Origin of the sequence: Paenibacillus sp. FSL H8-0280 (assembly GCF_045040665.1) — a bacterium.
Classification (GTDB): domain Bacteria; phylum Bacillota; class Bacilli; order Paenibacillales; family Paenibacillaceae; genus Paenibacillus; species Paenibacillus xylanexedens_A.
The window spans coordinates 5,094,903-5,115,475 of sequence record NZ_CP150296.1; the positions used below are offsets into that span (position 1 = coordinate 5,094,903).

General features: G+C 44.3%; 19 protein-coding genes. 9 read left to right on the forward strand and 10 right to left on the reverse strand.

Translation table 11 applies throughout. From position 1 onward, the window contains the following. The first annotated feature begins 4 nt into the window (after positions 1-4). The 3 genes from MHI12_RS22250 to MHI12_RS22260 all read left to right on the forward strand — a co-directional run bounded on the left by MHI12_RS22250 (position 5) and on the right by MHI12_RS22260 (position 2,751). Positions 5-1,069: a suppressor of fused domain protein gene (locus MHI12_RS22250; protein WP_405170353.1), complete on the forward strand. Its 1,065-nt coding sequence runs from the start codon at positions 5-7 to the stop codon at positions 1,067-1,069. Positions 1,070-1,095: 26 nt separating this feature from the next. Continuing rightward, complete coding sequence (locus MHI12_RS22255) at positions 1,096-1,857, forward strand: LuxR C-terminal-related transcriptional regulator (protein WP_405170354.1); 762 nt, start codon at positions 1,096-1,098, stop codon at positions 1,855-1,857. A 114-nt stretch (positions 1,858-1,971) separates the two neighbouring features. Further along, positions 1,972-2,751 carry a hypothetical protein gene (locus MHI12_RS22260; RefSeq protein WP_405170355.1) on the forward strand — a complete coding sequence of 260 codons (780 nt, stop codon included), beginning with the start codon at positions 1,972-1,974 and terminating at the stop codon, positions 2,749-2,751. Between the two features lie 114 nt (positions 2,752-2,865). Here MHI12_RS22260 and MHI12_RS22265 read toward each other — a convergent pair whose 3' ends face one another. Further along, positions 2,866-4,617 (reverse strand): dipeptide ABC transporter ATP-binding protein, encoded by a 1,752-nt coding sequence (locus MHI12_RS22265; RefSeq protein ID WP_405173034.1) that lies wholly within the window; start codon positions 4,615-4,617, stop codon positions 2,866-2,868. 151 nt (positions 4,618-4,768) lie between these two features. On the opposite strand from MHI12_RS22265, the gene MHI12_RS22270 reads away from it, so the two are divergent. The 3 genes from MHI12_RS22270 to MHI12_RS22280 all read left to right on the forward strand — a co-directional run bounded on the left by MHI12_RS22270 (position 4,769) and on the right by MHI12_RS22280 (position 9,653). Then, entirely contained in the window at positions 4,769-6,211 is a 1,443-nt protein-coding gene (locus tag MHI12_RS22270; protein WP_405170356.1) for an ABC transporter permease subunit, read from the forward strand. A 36-nt stretch (positions 6,212-6,247) separates the two neighbouring features. Beyond that, positions 6,248-7,759 (forward strand): ABC transporter permease, encoded by a 1,512-nt coding sequence (locus MHI12_RS22275; RefSeq protein WP_405170357.1) that lies wholly within the window; start codon positions 6,248-6,250, stop codon positions 7,757-7,759. Positions 7,760-7,832: 73 nt separating this feature from the next. Beyond that, on the forward strand, positions 7,833-9,653 hold the full coding sequence (locus tag MHI12_RS22280; RefSeq protein WP_405170358.1) for an ABC transporter substrate-binding protein: 1,821 nt from the start codon (positions 7,833-7,835) through the stop codon (positions 9,651-9,653). A 60-nt stretch (positions 9,654-9,713) separates the two neighbouring features. On the opposite strand, the gene MHI12_RS22285 is transcribed toward MHI12_RS22280, so the two are convergent. From MHI12_RS22285 to MHI12_RS22295, 3 genes are all read right to left on the reverse strand, one after another. Next, positions 9,714-10,355, reverse strand: coding sequence for a sugar O-acetyltransferase (locus tag MHI12_RS22285; protein WP_405170359.1), 642 nt, complete (start codon positions 10,353-10,355; stop codon positions 9,714-9,716). A 61-nt stretch (positions 10,356-10,416) separates the two neighbouring features. Continuing rightward, positions 10,417-11,424: an ROK family protein gene (locus MHI12_RS22290; protein ID WP_341008408.1), complete on the reverse strand. Its 1,008-nt coding sequence runs from the start codon at positions 11,422-11,424 to the stop codon at positions 10,417-10,419. Positions 11,425-11,971: 547 nt separating this feature from the next. Continuing rightward, complete coding sequence (locus tag MHI12_RS22295; RefSeq protein WP_405170360.1) at positions 11,972-12,427, reverse strand: hypothetical protein; 456 nt, start codon at positions 12,425-12,427, stop codon at positions 11,972-11,974. 207 nt (positions 12,428-12,634) lie between these two features. Between MHI12_RS22295 and MHI12_RS22300 the strand changes: the two genes are divergently transcribed. Further along, positions 12,635-12,835, forward strand: coding sequence for a hypothetical protein (locus MHI12_RS22300; RefSeq protein WP_026080945.1), 201 nt, complete (start codon positions 12,635-12,637; stop codon positions 12,833-12,835). A 248-nt stretch (positions 12,836-13,083) separates the two neighbouring features. On the opposite strand, the gene MHI12_RS22305 is transcribed toward MHI12_RS22300, so the two are convergent. From MHI12_RS22305 to MHI12_RS22315, 3 genes are all read right to left on the reverse strand, one after another. Then, a complete protein-coding gene (locus tag MHI12_RS22305) occupies positions 13,084-13,548 on the reverse strand; it encodes a GNAT family N-acetyltransferase (protein WP_405170361.1) in 465 nt (154 codons plus the stop codon). A 351-nt stretch (positions 13,549-13,899) separates the two neighbouring features. After that, the gene (pyrH, locus tag MHI12_RS22310; protein ID WP_405170362.1) at positions 13,900-14,637 is read right to left on the reverse strand and encodes a UMP kinase; all 738 of its coding nucleotides are present in this window, start codon (positions 14,635-14,637) and stop codon (positions 13,900-13,902) included. Positions 14,638-15,015: 378 nt separating this feature from the next. Next, on the reverse strand, positions 15,016-15,753 hold the full coding sequence (locus MHI12_RS22315) for a cyclase family protein (RefSeq protein ID WP_405170363.1): 738 nt from the start codon (positions 15,751-15,753) through the stop codon (positions 15,016-15,018). A gap of 200 nt (positions 15,754-15,953) precedes the next feature. On the opposite strand from MHI12_RS22315, the gene MHI12_RS22320 reads away from it, so the two are divergent. After that, positions 15,954-16,589 (forward strand): type 1 glutamine amidotransferase family protein, encoded by a 636-nt coding sequence (locus tag MHI12_RS22320; RefSeq protein WP_405173035.1) that lies wholly within the window; start codon positions 15,954-15,956, stop codon positions 16,587-16,589. On the opposite strand, the gene MHI12_RS22325 is transcribed toward MHI12_RS22320, so the two are convergent. After that, positions 16,573-17,508: an NADP-dependent oxidoreductase gene (locus MHI12_RS22325; RefSeq protein WP_405170364.1), complete on the reverse strand. Its 936-nt coding sequence runs from the start codon at positions 17,506-17,508 to the stop codon at positions 16,573-16,575. The genes MHI12_RS22320 and MHI12_RS22325 overlap by 17 nt on opposite strands. 195 nt (positions 17,509-17,703) lie before the next feature. Between MHI12_RS22325 and MHI12_RS22330 the strand changes: the two genes are divergently transcribed. Then, positions 17,704-18,582, forward strand: coding sequence for a PhzF family phenazine biosynthesis protein (locus MHI12_RS22330; protein ID WP_405170365.1), 879 nt, complete (start codon positions 17,704-17,706; stop codon positions 18,580-18,582). Between the two features lie 65 nt (positions 18,583-18,647). On the opposite strand, the gene MHI12_RS22335 is transcribed toward MHI12_RS22330, so the two are convergent. Then, complete coding sequence (locus MHI12_RS22335) at positions 18,648-19,595, reverse strand: alpha/beta hydrolase (RefSeq protein WP_405170366.1); 948 nt, start codon at positions 19,593-19,595, stop codon at positions 18,648-18,650. Positions 19,596-19,704: 109 nt separating this feature from the next. Beyond that, a complete protein-coding gene (locus tag MHI12_RS22340) occupies positions 19,705-20,421 on the reverse strand; it encodes an expansin EXLX1 family cellulose-binding protein (protein WP_036668609.1) in 717 nt (238 codons plus the stop codon). Positions 20,422-20,573: the final 152 nt, after the last annotated feature.

Consider the following 20,573-nt stretch of genomic DNA (forward strand, 5'->3'; position numbering starts at 1 on the left):
AATAATGACTCAGGAAGAAAACATATCCGGTTGGGATGCGATTGATCAATCCATGCGTGAATTGTATGGGGAACAAGAGCCAAAACACTACGGCACTGCCCTTCCATATATGCTCGGAGGTCCCGATCCACTCGATGGCATTAGCGTTTATGAGGTGAACACACCTATGCCTCACTGGCATTTTGTTACCTACGGTTTCTCTGAATTATATGAAAAAGAGATGCAGGATGCATCCAAAAGCGGGTATGGATTTGAAATCACATTTCGTCTTACACGTACTGAAGCAGAGACTGAACCGCCAGCCTGGGCGCTGAATCTGTTACAGAATGTAGGACGATACGTGTTTAACAGCGGAAATATCTTTCAGCCAGGAGATTACATGGACGCCAATGGCCCCATCTGTCTGGAATCCGATACTTTGCTGACAGCTCTCTCGTTTATTGAAGACCCGGATCTACACGCGATCTCTACGCCTAATGGTTCAGTGCAATTTATTCAGATGGTTGGCATTACAGGTCGGGAACTGGAAATGATTCAAAGCTGGAATGCTCGTGGTTTCCTGTCTGCCTCCTCCATGTTCATGCCCAAATATGTGACGGATCTGATGAGAAATTCGTACGCAGATATCCCTTCGGTTATACAAGCGGTTGAGCATGGAATAGAACAGGACGGGTCCAGCACAGCGTTTTTATTCATACAACAACTGGCTTGGGAGTCTCCTCGCAAAAAATTGCTGCAAAAATCGGTTCCGGCCAAACTCCAGCTTGGAGCCAAACAAGCCGTATTAGTTGGTACCATCCTTCGTAGCCGAATTTCGAAAGGTGCCTCTCTATCCTTGATCGGACCGGAGACTAATATTCTGTTCGAAGCAGGTGAACAGCCAGCCGTATTGGAATCGGACAGACAAGTTACCCTGACGGTGAACAAACAAATTGTTAATGAGCTGGCAGAGAACCTTCGTCCGGTTGAAGGGACATTCGAGATAACTTCATTGAATCATATTCTCGTTCAGATTGTTAGAACAGAAATCAAGGACCAGGAAGGACACGTCATTCAAACGATTGGATGAGAACTGTGCAGCAAGGAGGAAACAACATGCCTGCCATCACATTTGCCTCACGACACGAAGAGTCTCCAACTTGCTCGCATGCAGCAGGAACGGCTCCGTTCGACTATTTACCAAAATCCAGTCTGGACAGGCTTCATAAAATCAATCATTTCCTGATTCATGCATTCCAGAACAGTATCTCGGTTATCCAAGAGAATTTAACGGGCACTTATCTTTTTCTACTCGCCGATACCAACGGTGTGCTCCTCTCTATGAATTACAGTTCAGATCTTAAAACTGTAGTAGAACATTCCCCCATTCGTCCGGGCATGTTCTTCACTGCACAGAGCTGTGGAGTTAACGCCATATCTGTAACGATGGACAGCAACGAGCCTGTAGTGCTGCTGCCCGAGCAGCATGAAAGTCCTTATTTTCAAAGCTGGCATTGTTACGCCGCACCTCTGTTCATGGGATCGCAACATGTAGGTTATCTGGATGTGTCCACCATTAATGCAGATATGCAAGGTGAACTAATTGCCATTGCCAAGCTAATTCCAGCGTACATGCAGAACTGTTATCAGAGTCAACAGACAGCTGAACTGTGCGACAAACCAACGGTAGAGTTCACCGAGCGTCAGTTAACCATTCTGGAGATGATAGCCGGAGGCCTCACGGTAAAAGCCATTGCTTTGAAATTAAAGATCAAGGAATGCACCGTGAATCATCACAAAAAAGTGATTTTTAACAAATTAGGTGTGCAATCCAGCACAGAAGCTGTTTCAATTGCCAGCCGAATGTCTTATGTATAGAAGACCCCTATAGATTCCTATAGGTAGTATATGGGAACGTTTGTGCTACAATTTAGGAAGCAGGCAACATGTAGAGAGAGAAAAACAAACACACACACATTTCAGGAGGGTAATATGACAATTCCAAAAAAAGCTTCTTTATTCGCCATGCTCATTATGATTATGCTGGTTGCCGCCGCTTGTGGTGACAAGGCAGATAACACAACTGCAACAGAAGAACCTGCCGCGACAGAAACAACGACTGGCACTGATTCCGAAACAGCAAATACGGAAGAGACAGATAACACAGAACCAGCAAGCGAAGAGTCCAAGGAAACGGATAATTCCCAAGACGTTGAGCTGGGGACTACGGAAAAAGGTTCTTATACCAATGACTACTTTGGCGTATCTCTGAAGTTCCCGGAAGCATGGGAGTTCCAGGATGCTGCAGGCATGAATGAGCTGACAAGTGCTTCGTCCGAAGCGATTGCTGGTGATGATGAAACGAAGAAAAAACAAATTGAACTGTCTCAGACCAAAACATTGAATCTGCTTATGGCTTCAAAGTACCCATTGGACGGCGGTCAAGTTGGCCCTTCCGCTATGGCTATTGCTGAGAAAGTGAGCTTGTTACAAGGCATCCGTACAGGTAAAGACTACCTGGAAGCAACCAAAAAATTCATGGTGGATAGCCAGTTCCCTTACGATTATAAGGAAATGACAACGGAAACCATCGGTGGTAAAGAGATGGATCTGATGCAAATCACGATGGATCCAGGTGACGGTTCAACCGTTACTCAAGATTACTATAGTACAATTATTGAAGGATATGCTTTCAACTTCATCTTCACTTACATGGATGATAAGACCAAAGCCGAGATTGATACCATCAAAAAATCGGTTCAATTCAAATAATCGCTTTTGATTACTACCATTATACGAAGAACATATAACTCAACCCCGATAACGATCTAAGGAGATCATCGTCGGGGTTCTTTTGTCGTTGAAAAAAACTATATGTTGCACTATCTAACTAGATATGGCTACCCAGTGCCCTTCCGTGACTTCTACCCACTTGGAATGTTCCAGATTATAACGGTCCTCTACTTCAACATTTTCTCTAGCTGTTTCTTTGACAACATGTCTCTTTTTCTTCGCTTCTACCGCCGGATCAGGCACAGGAATAGCAGACAGTAATGCCTTGGTATAGGCATGTTGCGGGTTGGAATAGAGTTCTTCACTCTCAGCCAACTCCACAATTTTCCCGTTATACATGACAGCCACTCGGTCACTGATATGTTTGACCATGGACAAGTCATGCGCGATGAAGAGATACGTCAAACCTAATCGTTGCTGCAACTCTTCAAGTAGCTGTACGATCTGAGCCTGTATCGATACATCCAGTGCTGACAATGGCTCATCACATACGATGAATTCAGGTTCCACAGCCAGAGCTCGTGCAATACCGATCCGCTGTCTCTGTCCACCCGAGAATTCATGTGGATAACGCTGAGCATGGGTAGGGTCAAGACCCACCATCTCCAGTAGTTCCTCCACCCTCTTCTCCCGCTGAGATGCTGTACCTGCAAGTTGATGAATATCAAGGGCTTCTCCAATGATATCCATAATCCTCATTTTGGGATTCAGAGATGCATAGGGGTCTTGGAAGATGATCTGCATATGTCTGCGCATCGTTTTCATCTCAGAAGCTGACAAGCGATTGAGCGGGACTCCTTTAAACAGTACATCTCCACCTGTTGGCTCATGCAACCGCAGAATGGCACGGCCCGTGGTTGATTTTCCGCTACCGGATTCCCCTACAACGCCAAGCGTCTCTCCTTGACGAATATGAAAACTGATATCATTAACAGCCTTTAAGGTGTTACCTTTGCCCAGATTAAAATGTTGTCTGAGTGATTTCACCTCAAGCAACGGCTGATCGTCTTCCAGATCTCTCGGGACCAACGATACCGGTTTTGGCTTTTTCTTCTGATCCAGACGTGGTAATGCATTCAGAAGTCTGATCGTATACGGGTGTTTGGGATTAGCAAAAATCTCTGTTGTAGTCCCGGTTTCCACAATCTGTCCTTCTTTCATAACAACAACCCGATCACACATGCCTGCTACTACGCCCAAATCATGCGTGATCAGGATAATCGATGTGCCCAGTTGGTCCTGCATATCTTTCATCAAATTAAGAATCTGTGCCTGAATGGTAACGTCCAGTGCGGTTGTCGGCTCATCGGCAATGAGCAATTCAGGACGACAAGCAAGTGCAATACCAATCATGACCCGCTGGCGCATGCCTCCGGAGAATTCGTGTGGATATTGGTTGTAGCGTATTTCACTACGAGTTATCCCCACCCGCTCCATCATGGCAATCGCCTGTTTCTTGGCTTCCCTTTTGGACACCTTCTGGTGTTTGATTAGACTTTCGGAGATCTGTTTACCCACTTTAATAGTCGGATTAAGAGAACTCATCGGGTCCTGAAAGATCATACCAATATCACGCCCACGTATGCTCTCCATCTCTTTCTGCGTTTTATTGGCCAGGTCGACCCCTTTAAATAGAATCTCTCCATTTTTCATCTGTGAAGGCGGCGATGCAAGCAGCCTCATAATGGAACGTGCGGTTACACTTTTTCCGCTGCCCGATTCGCCTACAATGCCCAGCGTCTCGCCTTTTCGCACTTCAAAACTCACTTCTCGCACTGCCTGAAACTCACTCTCTCCTGAGTGAAAAGAGACAGATAGATCATTAACTTTCAGTAAAGGTTCCATGTCATCACCAGCTCTCATCCGTTTTTTCACATTCACTCATCTCATATGTATACCATTTAATTCCTTGACAATTGTTTAGACCCTAAATAATATATACTATATCAATCGGAATAATGCAATTTAAACCTGAATGAAAGGAGGCACGCTTGGTTTGAATCTTGCAGAAGGCAGCAGACTCTCGCGGTTGGTGCACAATTTAAGTTTTATTTATGGCAAAATGCTGCTTCATCCTTCCTACCGATATGTTCTGTTCATTCTTGGATTACCGATCAATCTGGTCGTGTTTCTAATATGGCGTTCGAATCGAAAAAATGACGGCTGGGTAGCTGCCAGGCAGACGGCTGAGCAAGAACTGCTTGCTTCTTCCTACCGGAACAAGCTGAAGTTGGAAGTGGAAGAACAGCTGCGTCGCAAACACCGTTTTTTCCAGCAACAGGTCAGTGAGGAAGAATTCAGACGTCAGACAGAGGAATGGTTGGAAGAAACGGTTCAGAAAGAGTTGAAGGAGCGGACGTCTCGCATACTTCAGGAACAGGGAAGTCAACGTCTTACGATGGCCGATACATTCCATACCCTTATCGAAAAACCATGGTTTTTCGCGATATCCATTATTCCAGGCTGTCTGATGTATAGCATCCTGTTTTTGTATGGAAATCCTTATCTAAAGTACATATTTGAAAGAATACTGATGACGGTATTTGTCATTCTGGGCGTAGCCACACTCGTATTTACGATTTTGTATCTGTCTCCGTTCAACCCGGCAGCTAACATTCTCGGAGAGACAGCAACGCAGGAACAGATTGCAGCATTCAATCAGGTGTATGGCTTGGATCAGCCTTATCTTACACAGCTTTGGAACAATATTAAGGGAGTTGCTCTCTTCGATCTTGGCAAGTCTTTTGCAGGAAATGAAGATGTCACAGCAACGATTGCAAGAAAGTTTCCAATTACATTGACGCTGGCGGTCATCTCCCTGCTGTTAGCACTCGTCATTGCATTACCCATCGGTATCATCTCAGCGATTAAGCCTAATTCATGGTTCGATTATACGTTTATGTTCATCGCTCTGATTGGATTATCGATCCCAAATTTCTGGCAAGGACTTATTTTCATTCTGAACTTTTCGATCAAATTGCAGTGGCTTCCCGCCACCTTCAACCCGCAGAACTGGCTGTCGATCATTATGCCAACCATTGTGCTGGGCACGGGACTAACGGCTGCGGTGGCACGGATGACCCGGTCTTCTACACTGGAAGTCATTCATGAGGATTATGTGATGACCGCCCGCGCCAAGGGGTTAAGCGAACGTCAGGTCATGCTGAAACACGCTGTACGTAATGCATTGATTCCAATCGTAACGGTGGTTGGACTTCAATTCGGAGCCATGCTTGGCGGGGCAGCAGTGACGGAGAAAGTGTTTAATATCAGCGGTCTCGGTAGCTATATTGTGGATAAACAATTCATCCCCGATATTCCGAGTATCATGGGCGGAGTAATCTACACAGCCATTACGATCTCCATTATCAATGTAGCGGTTGATCTGCTGTACGCTTTTATTGATCCAAGAGTGCGCTCCAAGATGAAACAATATTAAAGTGTGTGTTGAACTACCTCTTAAAGCAGGTGTATTATGACAAACTCGTCCTTAACACAAGAAATGCGTTTCCGGCTTAAGTCTTCTCGAGAATACAGTCAGGCCAGCTTCGCCTGGATCACGTCCCTTCTCTTGACTGCCTTGCTGCTATTCAACAGTTATGACTGGAGCGGGCAGACGTTCAAACCATTTCTGCTAACGATACTTGGGATCTATGTATTCTTCACACTGGTCCAAAGTGTCATCACCCTTCGGATTCGAAAAGACTTGATCCGTACCGGTACGGTCTCTGCTCTGACTCGCAGGTTAGCCTGGGTTCAGCTACTTGCTATCATTTCAGGCAATATATTTATCGTAACGGCAGCCTTTCATCTGATTCGAAAAGCGAGGAATGTGGAGTATACCTTTGCGGTGTATATGCTGTTAACTCAGCTGTTCGTCATCGGTGTATCTGCGTTAAATGTTTTCAAACCCTATGTGGCTGATAACTTTCTGCCAGCCATGGCGGTGCTCATATTTATGCTGGTCATCGACCTGGTCGTACTGATTATCGTATCCCGATATAACGCGACCTCTATCCTCCCTCGCTGGATGATCGGTGTCAGTGTAATACTGATTCTGACCTCAATCACAGGTAATGTATTTGCCCTATTGCTCGGCATTTCCATTATTGGACGCATTCGCAGACAGGGGAAACAAAAATCAAACTTCTGGAATGATCTGTGGGAGCGACTTGCTCCAAATATGACTGCCATGTCCGGTTTGTTTTTTATCATTTTTCTGTTCTCGATATCGATTTGCAGCTTCTTTACCTTTGATTACAGCATGGCTGTGGAAAATAACTACTCCGCTCTGCTTCAACCCCCTTCCCTTGCGTATCCGTTGGGAACGGACGACTTCGGACGATGTTTATTTTCCCGGATTGTATTTGGTGCCCGAATCTCCTTGATCGTAGGTTGCATGTCGACCATCATTCCTGTGTTGATCGGTGGAGTCCTCGGAGCATTCTCCGGTTTCTACGGAAGGCATACGGATAACATCATCATGCGGCTGCTCGATATTCTCTATGCGATTCCAGGGATTCTGCTCGCCATTGCCATTATTGCGGCGTTTGGAGCCAATACGGTCAATCTCATTCTGGCGCTGAGTCTGGGTTCGATTCCAACGTATGCCCGTACCATGAGAGCCAGTGTGCTCTATGTATCTACTTTTGAATTTGTGGAAGCTGCACGTGCACTGGGGTACAACAATCGTACGATTATTTTCAAACACATTATTCCCAACTCCCTTGCGCCCATGATTATCAAGTCCACACTCACGATTGGTGGAGCTGTTATCGCTACCAGCAGTTTGAGTTATCTGGGACTCGGCGTGGAGCCGCATATTCCGGAATGGGGTAACATTCTGAAGCTCGGCAGTACATACCTGGAGACCCACTCTTATCTGGCGATTTATCCAGGCTTGGCTATTATTCTGCTGGTTCTTTCGTTTAACTTTCTCGGTGACGGTCTGCGTGATGCGCTTGATCCCAAGCTGGAGAAGGCCTAAATGAGTTGTTGAAATGAATGATATAGAAAAAAGAATTCACACATCACACATTCAAGATATGGAGGGTAATCCCATGAAAAAACGTACACTGATCTCATTGCTATTAATTCTCGTCATTGTGATTTCCGGCTGCAGTGTAAAAACGAAAACCGAATCCCAGGCGGAGACCGCACCAGCGGACACAACAGAAACTGCACAAAAACCGGCAGACATTGAACTGCTCGCCATGAGTTCTTCCGAAAATGATGTAAACATTGTCCGCGACCAGCTGACTAAAAACGGCTTCAATGTGAAGCTGAACCTGCAGCCGGATTACGGTAGCTTCAAATCCCAGCAGGATGCAGGGAATTATGACATTGCCTTGTCCAGCTGGACAACGGTAACGGGAAATCCCGATTATGCAGTGCGTTCCCTTTTCAAAACAGGTGGAGATTACAGTATCCTTGCAGATGGGGAACTTGATAAACTCATCGATCAGGCAGCTACTCAAACTCCAGATGAGTACAAAGACACGTACAAACAATTGGAAGATCGCTTGGTAACGGATCAGGCGTATATCGCTCCTTTGTACATTTCCCTGAAAAGTCAGGCTGTGAACAAAGACATTCTGAATGTCGACACCGTTCGTCTCTCCAAATCCCGCGCCATGGCTTGGGAACCGATTGAGTTCAAGGACAGCTCCAAAAATGCCACAGACCCGTTGATTCTGACGCAAAGTGCATCCGTACTGACTTCCCTTGATCCAATCAAAGGAAACGACGGCTCCATCAACCAGTTGAACACCAATATGTATGTACGTCTCGTTAACTTGACAGATGACGATCAGCTGACAGCAGATGGATCACTGTCCCATAACTTCAGTATTGCTGAAGGTAATTCGGACTACTACTTCATTCTCAGAGACGATATCAACTTTGCGAAGATTGATAACAAAAAAGCTGTAGATACAGGAGAACGTGTCGGTGCAGATGATGTGATCTTCTCCCTGGATCGTGCTAAAAATAAAGATTCCGTTCCGGATCACCGGACGTACAGTCTGCATGAACACATCAAAGAAGCTGAGGTTGTAACGGATCTGAGTGCATTACAATCCATCAAACAATCCAGCGGTAACGGCACAATCCTCGAAGCATTGGAACAAGGATTGGGCAGCAAAATTACAGAACTCGTGACGGACAAAACCAAAGCAGATAATAGCGCAGGTAAATATCAGGTCGTTAAACTGACAACAACTGAACCTTTCCCACAAGTACTGAACTACCTGGCTCACCAATCTGCGGGTATCGTGTCCAAAAAACAAGTGGAGAGCATCAACACATATGATGTAGCTTCCTTTGACGTCAACAAAGATATTCCTTACGGTGACCAGAACACGGTGACTGAAGGCGCAGCATACAGTAACACCCTTTATACTAGCGGACCTTACATTTTGTCTTATAAAAATGACTATGAAGGTGTATTCTTAAAAAATCCGGCTTACCGTAAAGGCACGGAAGATGAGCCCAAAATTGCTCAGGTTAACGTCCGATTCATCGCGGATGCAGACAGCGCCCTCTCTGCTCTTCGCAGCAGTGAAATTCACTTATACTACGGTGTACCTGAAACCAAGTATGACATCATCGAAAATGACAGCAAACTGAAACTGCAAAGTCTGCCGAGTAACGCTGTCTCCTATCTGTTGTTCAATACGGCCAATCGTGAAGTTGCCAAGAGCAGTGATCTGAGAAAAGCCGTGCTGTACTCCATTAATCAGGATGAGATTTTGAGCTTCTACAAGAACAACAAACTTAAAGCATACTCCACAGTAAGCCCGCTCGTTCAGACCGGGAATGAATTAAAAGCTGATCCTGCAAAAGTAAAAGAATTCTTGAGTAAATATAACGCCTCCAAGTAAACGCATAACAAAAAAAGGTTGTCATCAGGATCATCTATTTGATCCTGATGGCAGCCTTTTTTATTCTTCCAGCACACGGCAATCTGCCAGAACATCGGGATAATTTCGCATGCTGTCCGCATCAGTAATTTTGCGAATAACTTTGCACGGTACGCCTGCTGCAAAAGAATGCGGTGGAATATCACGAGTCACCACGCTACCTGCTCCAATCACACAGCCGTCTCCAATCGTTACGCCCCCGCACACTGTGACGTTTGCCGAGATCCATACATCGTTACCAATCGTGACCGGTTTGGCATAACATAGCGACTTCACATCACCGTTCTGGTCCACCATCTGTCTCCGCTCGCTGGCAATCATGGGGTGAATGGGGGTAACAATCGTAACGTTGGGTCCAAAACTGGTATAGTCCCCGATTGTCACTTGCGCGTCATCTTGTATCGTCAGATTGTAATTACCGAAGAAATGCTCGCCTATCCGGGTATGCACACCATAATGAAAAAAGATGGGACCTTGCATGAATCCACCTTCACCGATCTGCCCCAGTAACTGTTGTAATATCTGATTCCTTTCCTCAGTCTGTTCTTCAAAGGTCTGACTGTAACGCTGACTGAGATTATGGGCTCGCCTTTTGATGGCCTTTAATTCCGGATCACTTGGACTAAACAATACGCCCTTCATGATTCTCTCTTCTTCACGCATTATGAATCCTCCTTTACAAGAGTTAGCTTATAAAATAAAAGCCACAGACATGAACTGTGGGTTATAAGGCTTCTGATAGAATGCCTGACTTCAACGCCTGAAGCACCATTCCTCGTAACCCAGCATCAAAATCATGTTGGAACGAATCCTGATGTACAATCTCGGGCAACGACGGCATGGGGTGATCCTTCCCGTACTGTTTCCACGCCAAATCAAGTTCTTCTCTCTCCACACGTTCCTGATAAATGACAATCTGGTGCGGGGCAACAACGGCATTAATCGTTTGCAAGATATGACATACCTGTACTACAAAATCATCTTTGCTCATGTCGCGTTTCCAATCAGGTGAATATGGAAGATACTTGATCTCACCAAACATCCCGTTTTTCCCACGGATCATCTGTCCATTCAACATCATGCCCATACCCGGCGGGTATCGGTTCGGAAAATAAATTCCCGCTACACTCTGTTCCTTCATATCCGCATGCTGTGTACAGTATCCGCTAATCGCTGCATTAACATCATTCTCCACGAGAACGTTCAGTTGGAACTCGCTCTCGATCTCCCGTATCAGATGTGAATGGATAAGCTCTTCATGACTGCTCACCGTGATGTCCCCATCTACGGCTTGCCCCGGAATACCGATGCCGATCATATCAATGGCGGGGTACTCCGTAACGAAACGCGCGATAAGTTGCAGCACATGCTGTTTATCGAAAGCAGGCAGAATGCTCTCTTCCTTCAACACAACCTTATTCTCCAGATTCATGACCGTTGCCGAAATCAACTCCTGGCCTTTCATCTCTTTGATGTAAAGAACCAAAGCAAGCTTGAAGTTATAATTATATCGATATGCCTGAGCAGGACGACCGCCGTTAGAGGGAACCACTTTATCCTGGAACAACTCTCCGCCATCACATAATTCCTGGATCAGGGCATTAATGGTCACAACACTAAGATTGGTGAGTGATGCTAATTGCGGTTTGGTCGCCGTCTCGAGCTGCTGCATGACTTCACGCACATTATTCAGATTGATGTATTTCATCATTGTAGCATTGGCTTTTTTCATAACCCTCTCGTTTCTACTCTGGTTCAATTGAGCCAAAGCAATGGTATGGATGCATTTCACACCATATCATAACATAATGCCTTACCCGAACACATGAGTTCCATCGTGCTGGCAATGGATCGAAATCGGCAGAGCTACTTTGTTCACTCAAACAAATCATCCATCGATTTCACAGGTTTCACTTCCATCGGCTGATTTGACAAGGCCATACTTGCATAGGTACCTGCCCAAATTATAACTGCCATAATAACGTAGACCATCCATACTTACCTCCCTGTTTCATGCGGATTATGATTTTGCGATACTTACCACATGTGACTATTTCTCTAGTTAATAAATAAACTTTATAAAGTGTATTACGTAAGTATGCGAGAATAATGGTTCTTTGTCAATATGATTTAGATTTATCCGAGCCCTTTTCAGTCCAAGGAACATGTAGACAACATGACTACAACAACACGTATTATCTCGATGCTTATAAAAAATAACTGCCGAAAGAATCATTCAACGATTCTTTCGGCAGCCGTTTGTTCAATATACAAGCAGTTTATTTCGAATAGATTCGCTGTACCCCGGGCAATAAGGTCACAACTTGAATACCCACTCCCCATGCAAAATAGACCAAGTGAATGATAGAGACATCCTGAATCCAGTACACCTGCGCCATAATCCAGATGATGAGAGCAAACCCCGTGTACAAGGAAAAAGTCCAAGCCCAATAGCGGTCAGGATAGAGATTCAGTCTCTCACCCAGCCCCCAATGAACGTAGCGGATGAGCGAAATAGCAATCATTGTAGGCATCACGCCAAGAACCAGCACTAGGATGATCCCCGGGAACAAAAAACTGGAAAACGGAGAATTCTCCAATAAAGATGCGGGCAAATTCACCATACTTCCGGATGGGTCGATGATTAAAATGCCGCCTCCAACGATCGCCCCAATCCCCAGAATCCCATGCATCAACATGAGTAACCACGATCTGCCTATACGCTGCTTCATCATGAATGGCTCCTTCCGTTCTCTCGTTTCTCAACTTCATATATGGAGGACTATGCTCAAACCCTCTAGTACCATTCTCACATATGCCGCGCATTGTTCCTGTGCTTCTTTTCACTATATAGATCTCGAAAATCATTCGTAATGGAAAAACTTGATAAAAGAACGTACGTTCGGTATAATGGAATTATCCTGAATAAGCGAGAGGCAGATATGGACGACAAATTTATTAAGGAATTACGCGAGATTAGTCGGGATGACAGACGAAGATCGGAATTTATGATTCAAGGTTTGAAGGAAACACTGCAAGAACGCAAAGAAGAAGGCATACTCAAGCGCTGGATACGGCGTAAGAAAACAGAGAAAAAAATCTCTCAAAGATTTAATCAAGATCCTCACTCGGATCAAAAGTAACAACATAAAAAGGAGGCGGAATACGCCTCCCTTGCTATTTACATATATGAATTATTTAGACTTTGTTAGTTGTGACTTAACCCATAAGTTTGCTAAATTACACATTAATGCTTCCAATAGGTCAAATCCTAGCTGGACTTGGTTCCTGATAAGCTTACTTGCCTCTTGCCAGTTAGCTAAATGAAAAAAGAGCAGCCTGCCAACCTGTAGTCGGCCCCGTGCTTTATGAACTAACGTTTCCCGTTAGTTCAATGACTCTTCAAATCAACCCTTGTATAAGTTTTCTCATATGTTGTCCCGTCTTCATTGTGGAATAGAGCTGTTCTTGAGTATGGTTCAGTAATTCTTTTATATCCAAGCTTGGTTATAAGCTTTATCATTTTCGGATTCCCAATTGGATCAACACTAACGAATATTTCAGAATAGCCGAGTTTCCTTGCAAGTTTTTCACGATGTCTAATTAAACCCGAACCAATACCATTGCCACGATAATTTTCATTTACATATAAGTCACTCAATTTGGGTGATAAGTAACTATTAAGTTTCAGAAGACCGAACCCCAAAATTGTTGATCTATCCATTTCAGCAACAAGGAGATACACTTCCTTTTTTTCTTGTTGATTCAAATACGTTGTAAATAAATCCTTGTTATTTCTCACATCAAGTAAAACTCTGATATCTTCTTTTTCTGCCAAGCGTATGCTGTACTCCATACCCACCTACCTCCCCAATACTTCAGACTCTCGCCGATAATATAACTCCTACATAATACCATAATAGAACTATCCTGCCTGTTAGTTGAACTAAAGTAGCCGATCACGTTGGTCAGCTGCTTTGTTGGATTTATTGAGCTATCGTTTCCCGTTAGCGTAATGTTCTGTACTTCTACCTATGATACGGATCACCGTAATGAATCAAAACATAAAGTATCTTTTGATCACAAGATATACATATCAACATAAACAAAATCCCACTCCATGGCCGAGTGGGATCTTGAATAGAACTTCTCTTTTGTGGAACTATCGTTCCGCTAAATCAAGGAAGAGTAGTATTTGTAATATACTTCATTCCAACTCTAAGATTGATTCGCCACTAATTATCGTACCATTATTCTTACCCTCACAGATTTCTTTCATCGAACCTGGTTTATCGAAGTTAAACACATGCATTGGCAAATTGTAGTCTCTTGCCAAAATGAAAGCTGATTGGTCCATTACCTTTAAGTTGTGTTCTAAAACGTCGTTGTAATGAAGCGAACGAAATTTCTTTGCATTTTTATCAAATTTAGGGTCTGCATTAAGAATACCATCAACACCTTGCTTTGCAACTAATAAAGCGTCACAATTAACCTCGATGGCTCTTTGTACTGAAGGATAGTCTGTTGTAACGTAAGGTTGACCGTTCCCTCCTGCAAAAATTACAACATAACCTTTTTCTAGGTGGTGAATTGCTTTTAGACGGATGTATGGTTCTGCAACTGAAGTAATAGGTATAGCGGTCATTACCCGTACTTCCTTTTTGGTCTTGGCTTTAAGAACTCCACGAAGCATTAAACTATTTACTACAGTCGCAAGTGTTCCAATGTTGTCAGCTTCTGCCCTCTCTATCCCCCAGCTTTCCGCCATATTACCTCGAAAAATATTACCCCCACCAATAACTAATGATACTTCAACTCCTAAGTTTACTATTGACATAATTTCATCAGAGATTTGGTCCAATCTTTCCGGCTCAAAACCAAATTCAGAGTTTCCGGCTACTGCTCCGCCACTTAGCTTAACGAGAACTCTTTTATACCTTGACAATTAATACACCCCCATAAAATAAAAACACTAAAGCAATAAATGCTTTAGTGTCCTAATGGAATGGAAATATGAAATTACACAAGCCGACTGAATATAAGTCTTACTTTTCCACCTCATACCCCCACCCCTTCCATGTTTTTCCGTTAAGTAATTTTACATTACGTGAGGCTAAATTGCAATTACCATCAATATTAAATCTGCAAGCAATTTCAAAAAGTTATAGAATGATTTACGATGAGCCGTATCAAAGAGCTACCTTGCCACTATCCTGCCCGTTAGCTTAACTGAAAACAGCCGGCTATTTAGCCGCTGTCTACTTGAGTATCATTCTGAGTTCTGTGCCTGATTTATCTATTTCAGCTTTTGATCTACCCCGTTTTACGGCAAAATGGCAAAAGACCGGACTGGAAAACCAGAAGCTTTCTCCGCTTTGGGTACAATATTGAAAATAACAGCGCCCTTGGCTGGCACCTGATCCAGGTTTGTTAACAGCTCAACTTGATATGTATCCTGGGCAAGTACATAATATTCTGCCAGAAGTGCTCCATTCTTCTGATAATCCACGGCCGAATCCGTGTCAAAGGTTTCATGCCCTATGGCTTGTACCTTTCTTTCCTCAAATAAAAACATTAGCGCACTAACGGACCATCCAGGCGCATGACTGTTGCCCTCCGCATCCTTGTTATCAAATGCTTCATGGTTAGGCCAGCGTTTGCTCCAATCGGTACGTAAGGCTACGAAACTTCCCGCTTCAATCACGCCATGCTCTCTTTCAAATGCAAGAATATGCTCCACATCCAGTGTGAAATCCGGATTGTTCTCTACTTCGGCGGACTGGTCAATGACCACAAGCGGGAGCACAAGCTCTTTCAAGCCCAGCTCATCCAGATACCGGGTATCCCGAACGAAGTGGATCGGCGCATCAAGATGTGTCCCGTATTGACCCGGGAACTTGAAGCTCTGGGCAAAGAAACCTTGATCGTGATCAAACAGGGTATCGAATTGTGCTGCCTCAAAAGCTGAAAAATGTGGAGAGCCTGGACCAAACGTATGGGTCAGATCCACCCATTTCTTTTCTTTTAACAATTGAATGGCTTGAATGAGTTCGTTGGACATCCTAATCACCTCATGCACAAAATGGAATAAATTTCTCCTATTATATCTTATTCCACTACAATTGGGGAGCAGTCCCTATATTGGTTCTTAAGGCTGTTAATTTTCAAATTTAAAAACTTCACTGACCGTAGATGTCAGTGAAGTTAATTTATAATACAAGAGTAATCCATTCAATCATGAAAACAAAAGGAGCATGTATGATGCAAACGAAGAACGTATATCTATATGTATTTGATACGATGGCAGATTGGGAGGTAGGATATCTAACTGCTGAATTGAACTCGGGAAGGTATTTCAGGAAAGAGATCCAGCCTTTACAGGTCGTAACCGTAGGCGTGGATAAACATCCGGTAACTACCATGGGCGGATTGAACATCCTTCCTCATATTTCTATTGATGAATGTACATTGAAAGGTGACGATCTCATCATTCTTCCAGGAGGAAACACCTGGATGGACACCATCCATGATCCCCTATTGAAAAAAGTTGCTGCCTCTATAGAAGAGGGTACGGTTATTGCGGCGATTTGCGGTGCGACAGTTGCACTTGCAAAAATAGGAATACTGGATTCCAGACAGCATACAAGCAATGATTTAGAATACCTGAAGATGATATGCCCAGATTATACTGGAGAAACCTATTATGTAACGGAGCCTGCAGTAACCGATGGAAATCTAGTTACTGCATCTGGAATAGCTCCGTTAGAATTTACGATGCATGTGTTGAAGCTGTTGAATGTCTTTGCACCAGAAACCTTACAAGCCTGGTACAATCTATATCAGACTCATGAGTCCAAATACTTCTACGAGTTAATGAATTCTATTGCACCTGAATAACCAGTTTCCCGCGGGTATGATGGGTTTCACTCTTCTCATGTGCTTCCCTTACTCCCTGTTGAGTTAGCGGGTACGTTCCTTCAATAATCGATTTTAGCTTGCCTTCCGCAGCCAGTTCAGCCAGCTGATCCAGTTGATCCCCTTTGGGCTCCATCATGAAGACGTTGGCCGTTACTCCGGCTTCCCTGGCAAGCTTCTCATCCGGTTGTTCCACCAAGGATACCAGATGCCCGCCAGACTTTAACACCTTGAAGCTATCGCGTTGAATATCACCGCCCATGGTGTCCAGCACAACATCATAATCGGAGAGAATCTCCGAGAAATCTTCTTTTTTATAATTGATAAAATGATCCACACCCAACGAACGAAGCAACGCTTCGTTTGATTCACTTGCCGTGGAAGCCACTTCAGCGCCGAGGGACTTGGCAATCTGAATGGCATACGTTCCCACACCACCTGCACCCGCATGAATAAGTACCTTCTGTCCTTTGTGTCCTTTGCCTAAACGTCCGTGATCCACAAGTGCCTGCCATGCCGTCATCGCCGCTAGCGGGATCGCTGCTGCTTCCTCGAAACTCAGTTGCTCCGGTATACGGGCAATAATATCCGCATCAACAGCAACATATTCTGCATAGGTTCCGAATTGACGCGGACGCGCAAATACCCGATCACCTTCTCTGAACCTCGTGACATTTGAACCTGCTTCAGCCACAATACCGGCAACATCGCCGCCCAGAATCAACGGAAAATTCTCCGCTGCTTCTTTCATATCACCTTGTCTGATTTTGAAGTCTACCGGATTCACCGACGTGGCATACGTTTGGATTAATACCTGATTCACTCCACATGTTGGCTTGGCTACTTCCTGTTCCTTCAATTGTTCCGCTCCACCAAATTCCTCAATCACAATTGCTTTCATTAGAAATCCCAGCCTTTCCATTGATTATCGTTATACTCTCTCTACCTTCATTACCCTTTCCCAGCGATCACTTGACCTATTCATTCAAAATTGACAGCAATCTGGGATTCACAAGCCCGTTCAACAATCGTGATATAATTCGATTATCGATTACGTTAAATCTTAACCCAATAACTGAACAAGCGAGGTAACACGATGGAAGTAGAAGTAAGTACATTACATGCATTTTCGGACAAGGCTCATGGCGGAAACCCCGCAGGTGTTGTTTTACAAGCAGCGCATTTGTCTGAAACCCAGATGCAGGAGATTGCCAGACAAGTCGGTTTTTCAGAGACTGCGTTTGTCATGCCGTCGGATCAGGCTGATTTCAAAGTGCGTTATTTCACCCCAAGTGATGAAGTCGATCTATGTGGACATGCCACAATTGCTTTATTTTATCTAATGAAGACACAACATCTCGTTGATGTTGGTACATATACACTGGAGACACTGGCCGGAATTCTTAAAGTCGTTATCGAAGTCAATGGAGAAGTCTATCTGTCACAGACGTTGCCGGAGTTTGGGGAGATCGTGGACCGTCAGCAGATTGCTGACTCATTACGCATTTCTATGGAGGATTTACATTCCGAACTACCTGTACAGATTGTGTCTACCGGGTTACCCGATATCATGATAGCTGTTAGAGATGTTGATGTTCTGACCAAAATCGACCCTGACTTCCAGCGTATCGCTGAAATAAGCAAGACTCATTCTGCCATAGGTTATCACGTGTTTACACTCGAATCAGATGTTATGGACGTTCTGGCAGAATGCCGTAATTTTGCACCGCTTTATGATATACCGGAAGAGAGCGCGACAGGCACATCCAATGGTGCCATGCTCTGTTATTTATACAAGTACAACCAACTCACAGATCCTCATCATCACACGTACACGATCAGACAAGGGTATACCATGAACTGCCCCTCTGAGATCCGAGCCAGATTAACTTTGGACAATTCCAATGAAATCACACAGATTCAGGTTGGCGGTAGCGCAGTTCATATCGAGAACATTAAAATACACCTCCCTTAATGGGAGGTGTTGTCCGTACTACGAATATGAGAATTATGTACTTGAAGCAATATCATGACCTTAAATCATTGAATTTGTTGTAAAAATCGTAGTACTGCTACCTCCAACTGGTTCAGTCCTGGCTGCTCTATAGGAAAATGGCCTGCCCCTTCCAAGATCACACATTCCTTGTCCACCATCAGACGATCAAAAAAAGATTGGCTGAACCTGATCGGTGTCATGGGGTCCAGTTCAGGGTGAACCAACAGGACCGGACACTGATTGAACTGTTCCGGGCTTACCTCCGGTTTTTTATTAAGAAATGTTCTTAATAATTCCAACGGAATACGTGTAGCTGCCGCTTGCGGATCATCCATAATAAGCCGGGTTAAGTCCTTGTTATTGGTAATCAGTTGCATTCGGGATACCTGTTTGACCGAAATATGTGCATGATCCAGCAGACCAGGGAACAGATCCATCATCCGTTTTCCCGCCCGGCTCACCAGACGATTCGGCGCAAGCTGGTCTCGCATTTCCTGATTACTCGTGTCTACAAATGTAGTTGCGATCAAACCCTTAACACGCTTGCTGCGTGCACTGGTGTGATAGGCAAGCATACCTCCGATGCTACTTCCCAATACAACGATTGGCTTGCCGTCATTTTTGTATTCCCGTTCGATGAGTGAAACAAGTAGCTCTATCCAAAGTTCGTATTTAATACGTGTACCAGACATTGCGTAACTTAGCCCATACGGCGGAAGATCTGGCGATACCACCTCGTATCCATGTCGCTGCAACATGCGGGCATACGGAGCGAGCAACCTGCCATTGCCCCCCGCACCATGAATGAACAGAATTTTGATTGAAGACTCCGGCGCAGGTAAACGATCGATATGCAGATGAACCCCACTTGACTCCCACCATTCTTCCTCAGGAACTGTATGCTCCCCTAACCTCACTTCTTCCGGGAAAAAGGCCTGATACTGTTTCCAATAGGGATGTGTTGTCTGATATGAAGGCAAACTTTTTTTCATACGTTACTTTCTCCTCTTTTCGTATACAAAAAAAGCCGTACAGTGTACGACTTTTCGTTAAGAATACGTCTATGACCATACTTCTTTTTATAACACCTTCGTATATCTGTCAATCGGGGAACTGTACATTGCCCGGTACGATATATGCACCACCTGACCCATCATTAGGCAGAGCCGGGATCGTGTCATTTAATACCTGACCGCGAATATCGGTAATACGAACGTTTAGTTTTTCTTTGCCCAGTCCAGTTCCGAGGAAATGATTATAGTCTTGCTTTTCAAGATTGAGCCACGTACCATCCTTCTGTTTCACTTCGAACTTCAGCACCGGATATTTGTGATTACGAACCTGAATGGCTGCCCACCACTGACTGCTGCCTTCCTTGATCCGATAAGAGACGTTGCCTTGAATTGGAGCTTTGACCACTTTCCAGCTGATATCGATTTTACCTGCCTTTGGGTCACCGATCAGGTTAAAGGCATTCGGTGAGAGATCCAGCGCTCCGCTGGCGCCTTCTGGATAGAGGTCTGTTACATAGACGGTTGTTTTGCCTTTAGGACCCTGCACCTCGAGATAGGCTCCCGCTAAAGCGGCTTTGACACCGTTATAATTGAGTTGGAACGGATTAAGTGCAGTAATCTTCATGTCCGCCGGGATGGGATCAAGCAACACTGCACCTCCCGAGTAACCTGAGCCTGTATACGTCGCGTAACCCTGATATGTATCGTTCCATGCAGCAGATGCAGGCAGAGCAAATAATACGAGACTGAGCAACATCCCTGTACCGGCCCATTTTAACCGTTGAAATCTACTTTTCTTGTTCATGAGCTATTCCTCCTCGTCCGTTCTCGTGTAAATGATCCTTTCAACTGCTAGATTTGAATATAACATTATTTTACATAATAACTTTTTATTTTCAATCCCTCTCTATCAAATCACATCTATAGTCCTGCCTCTGGACTTCCACATTCACGACC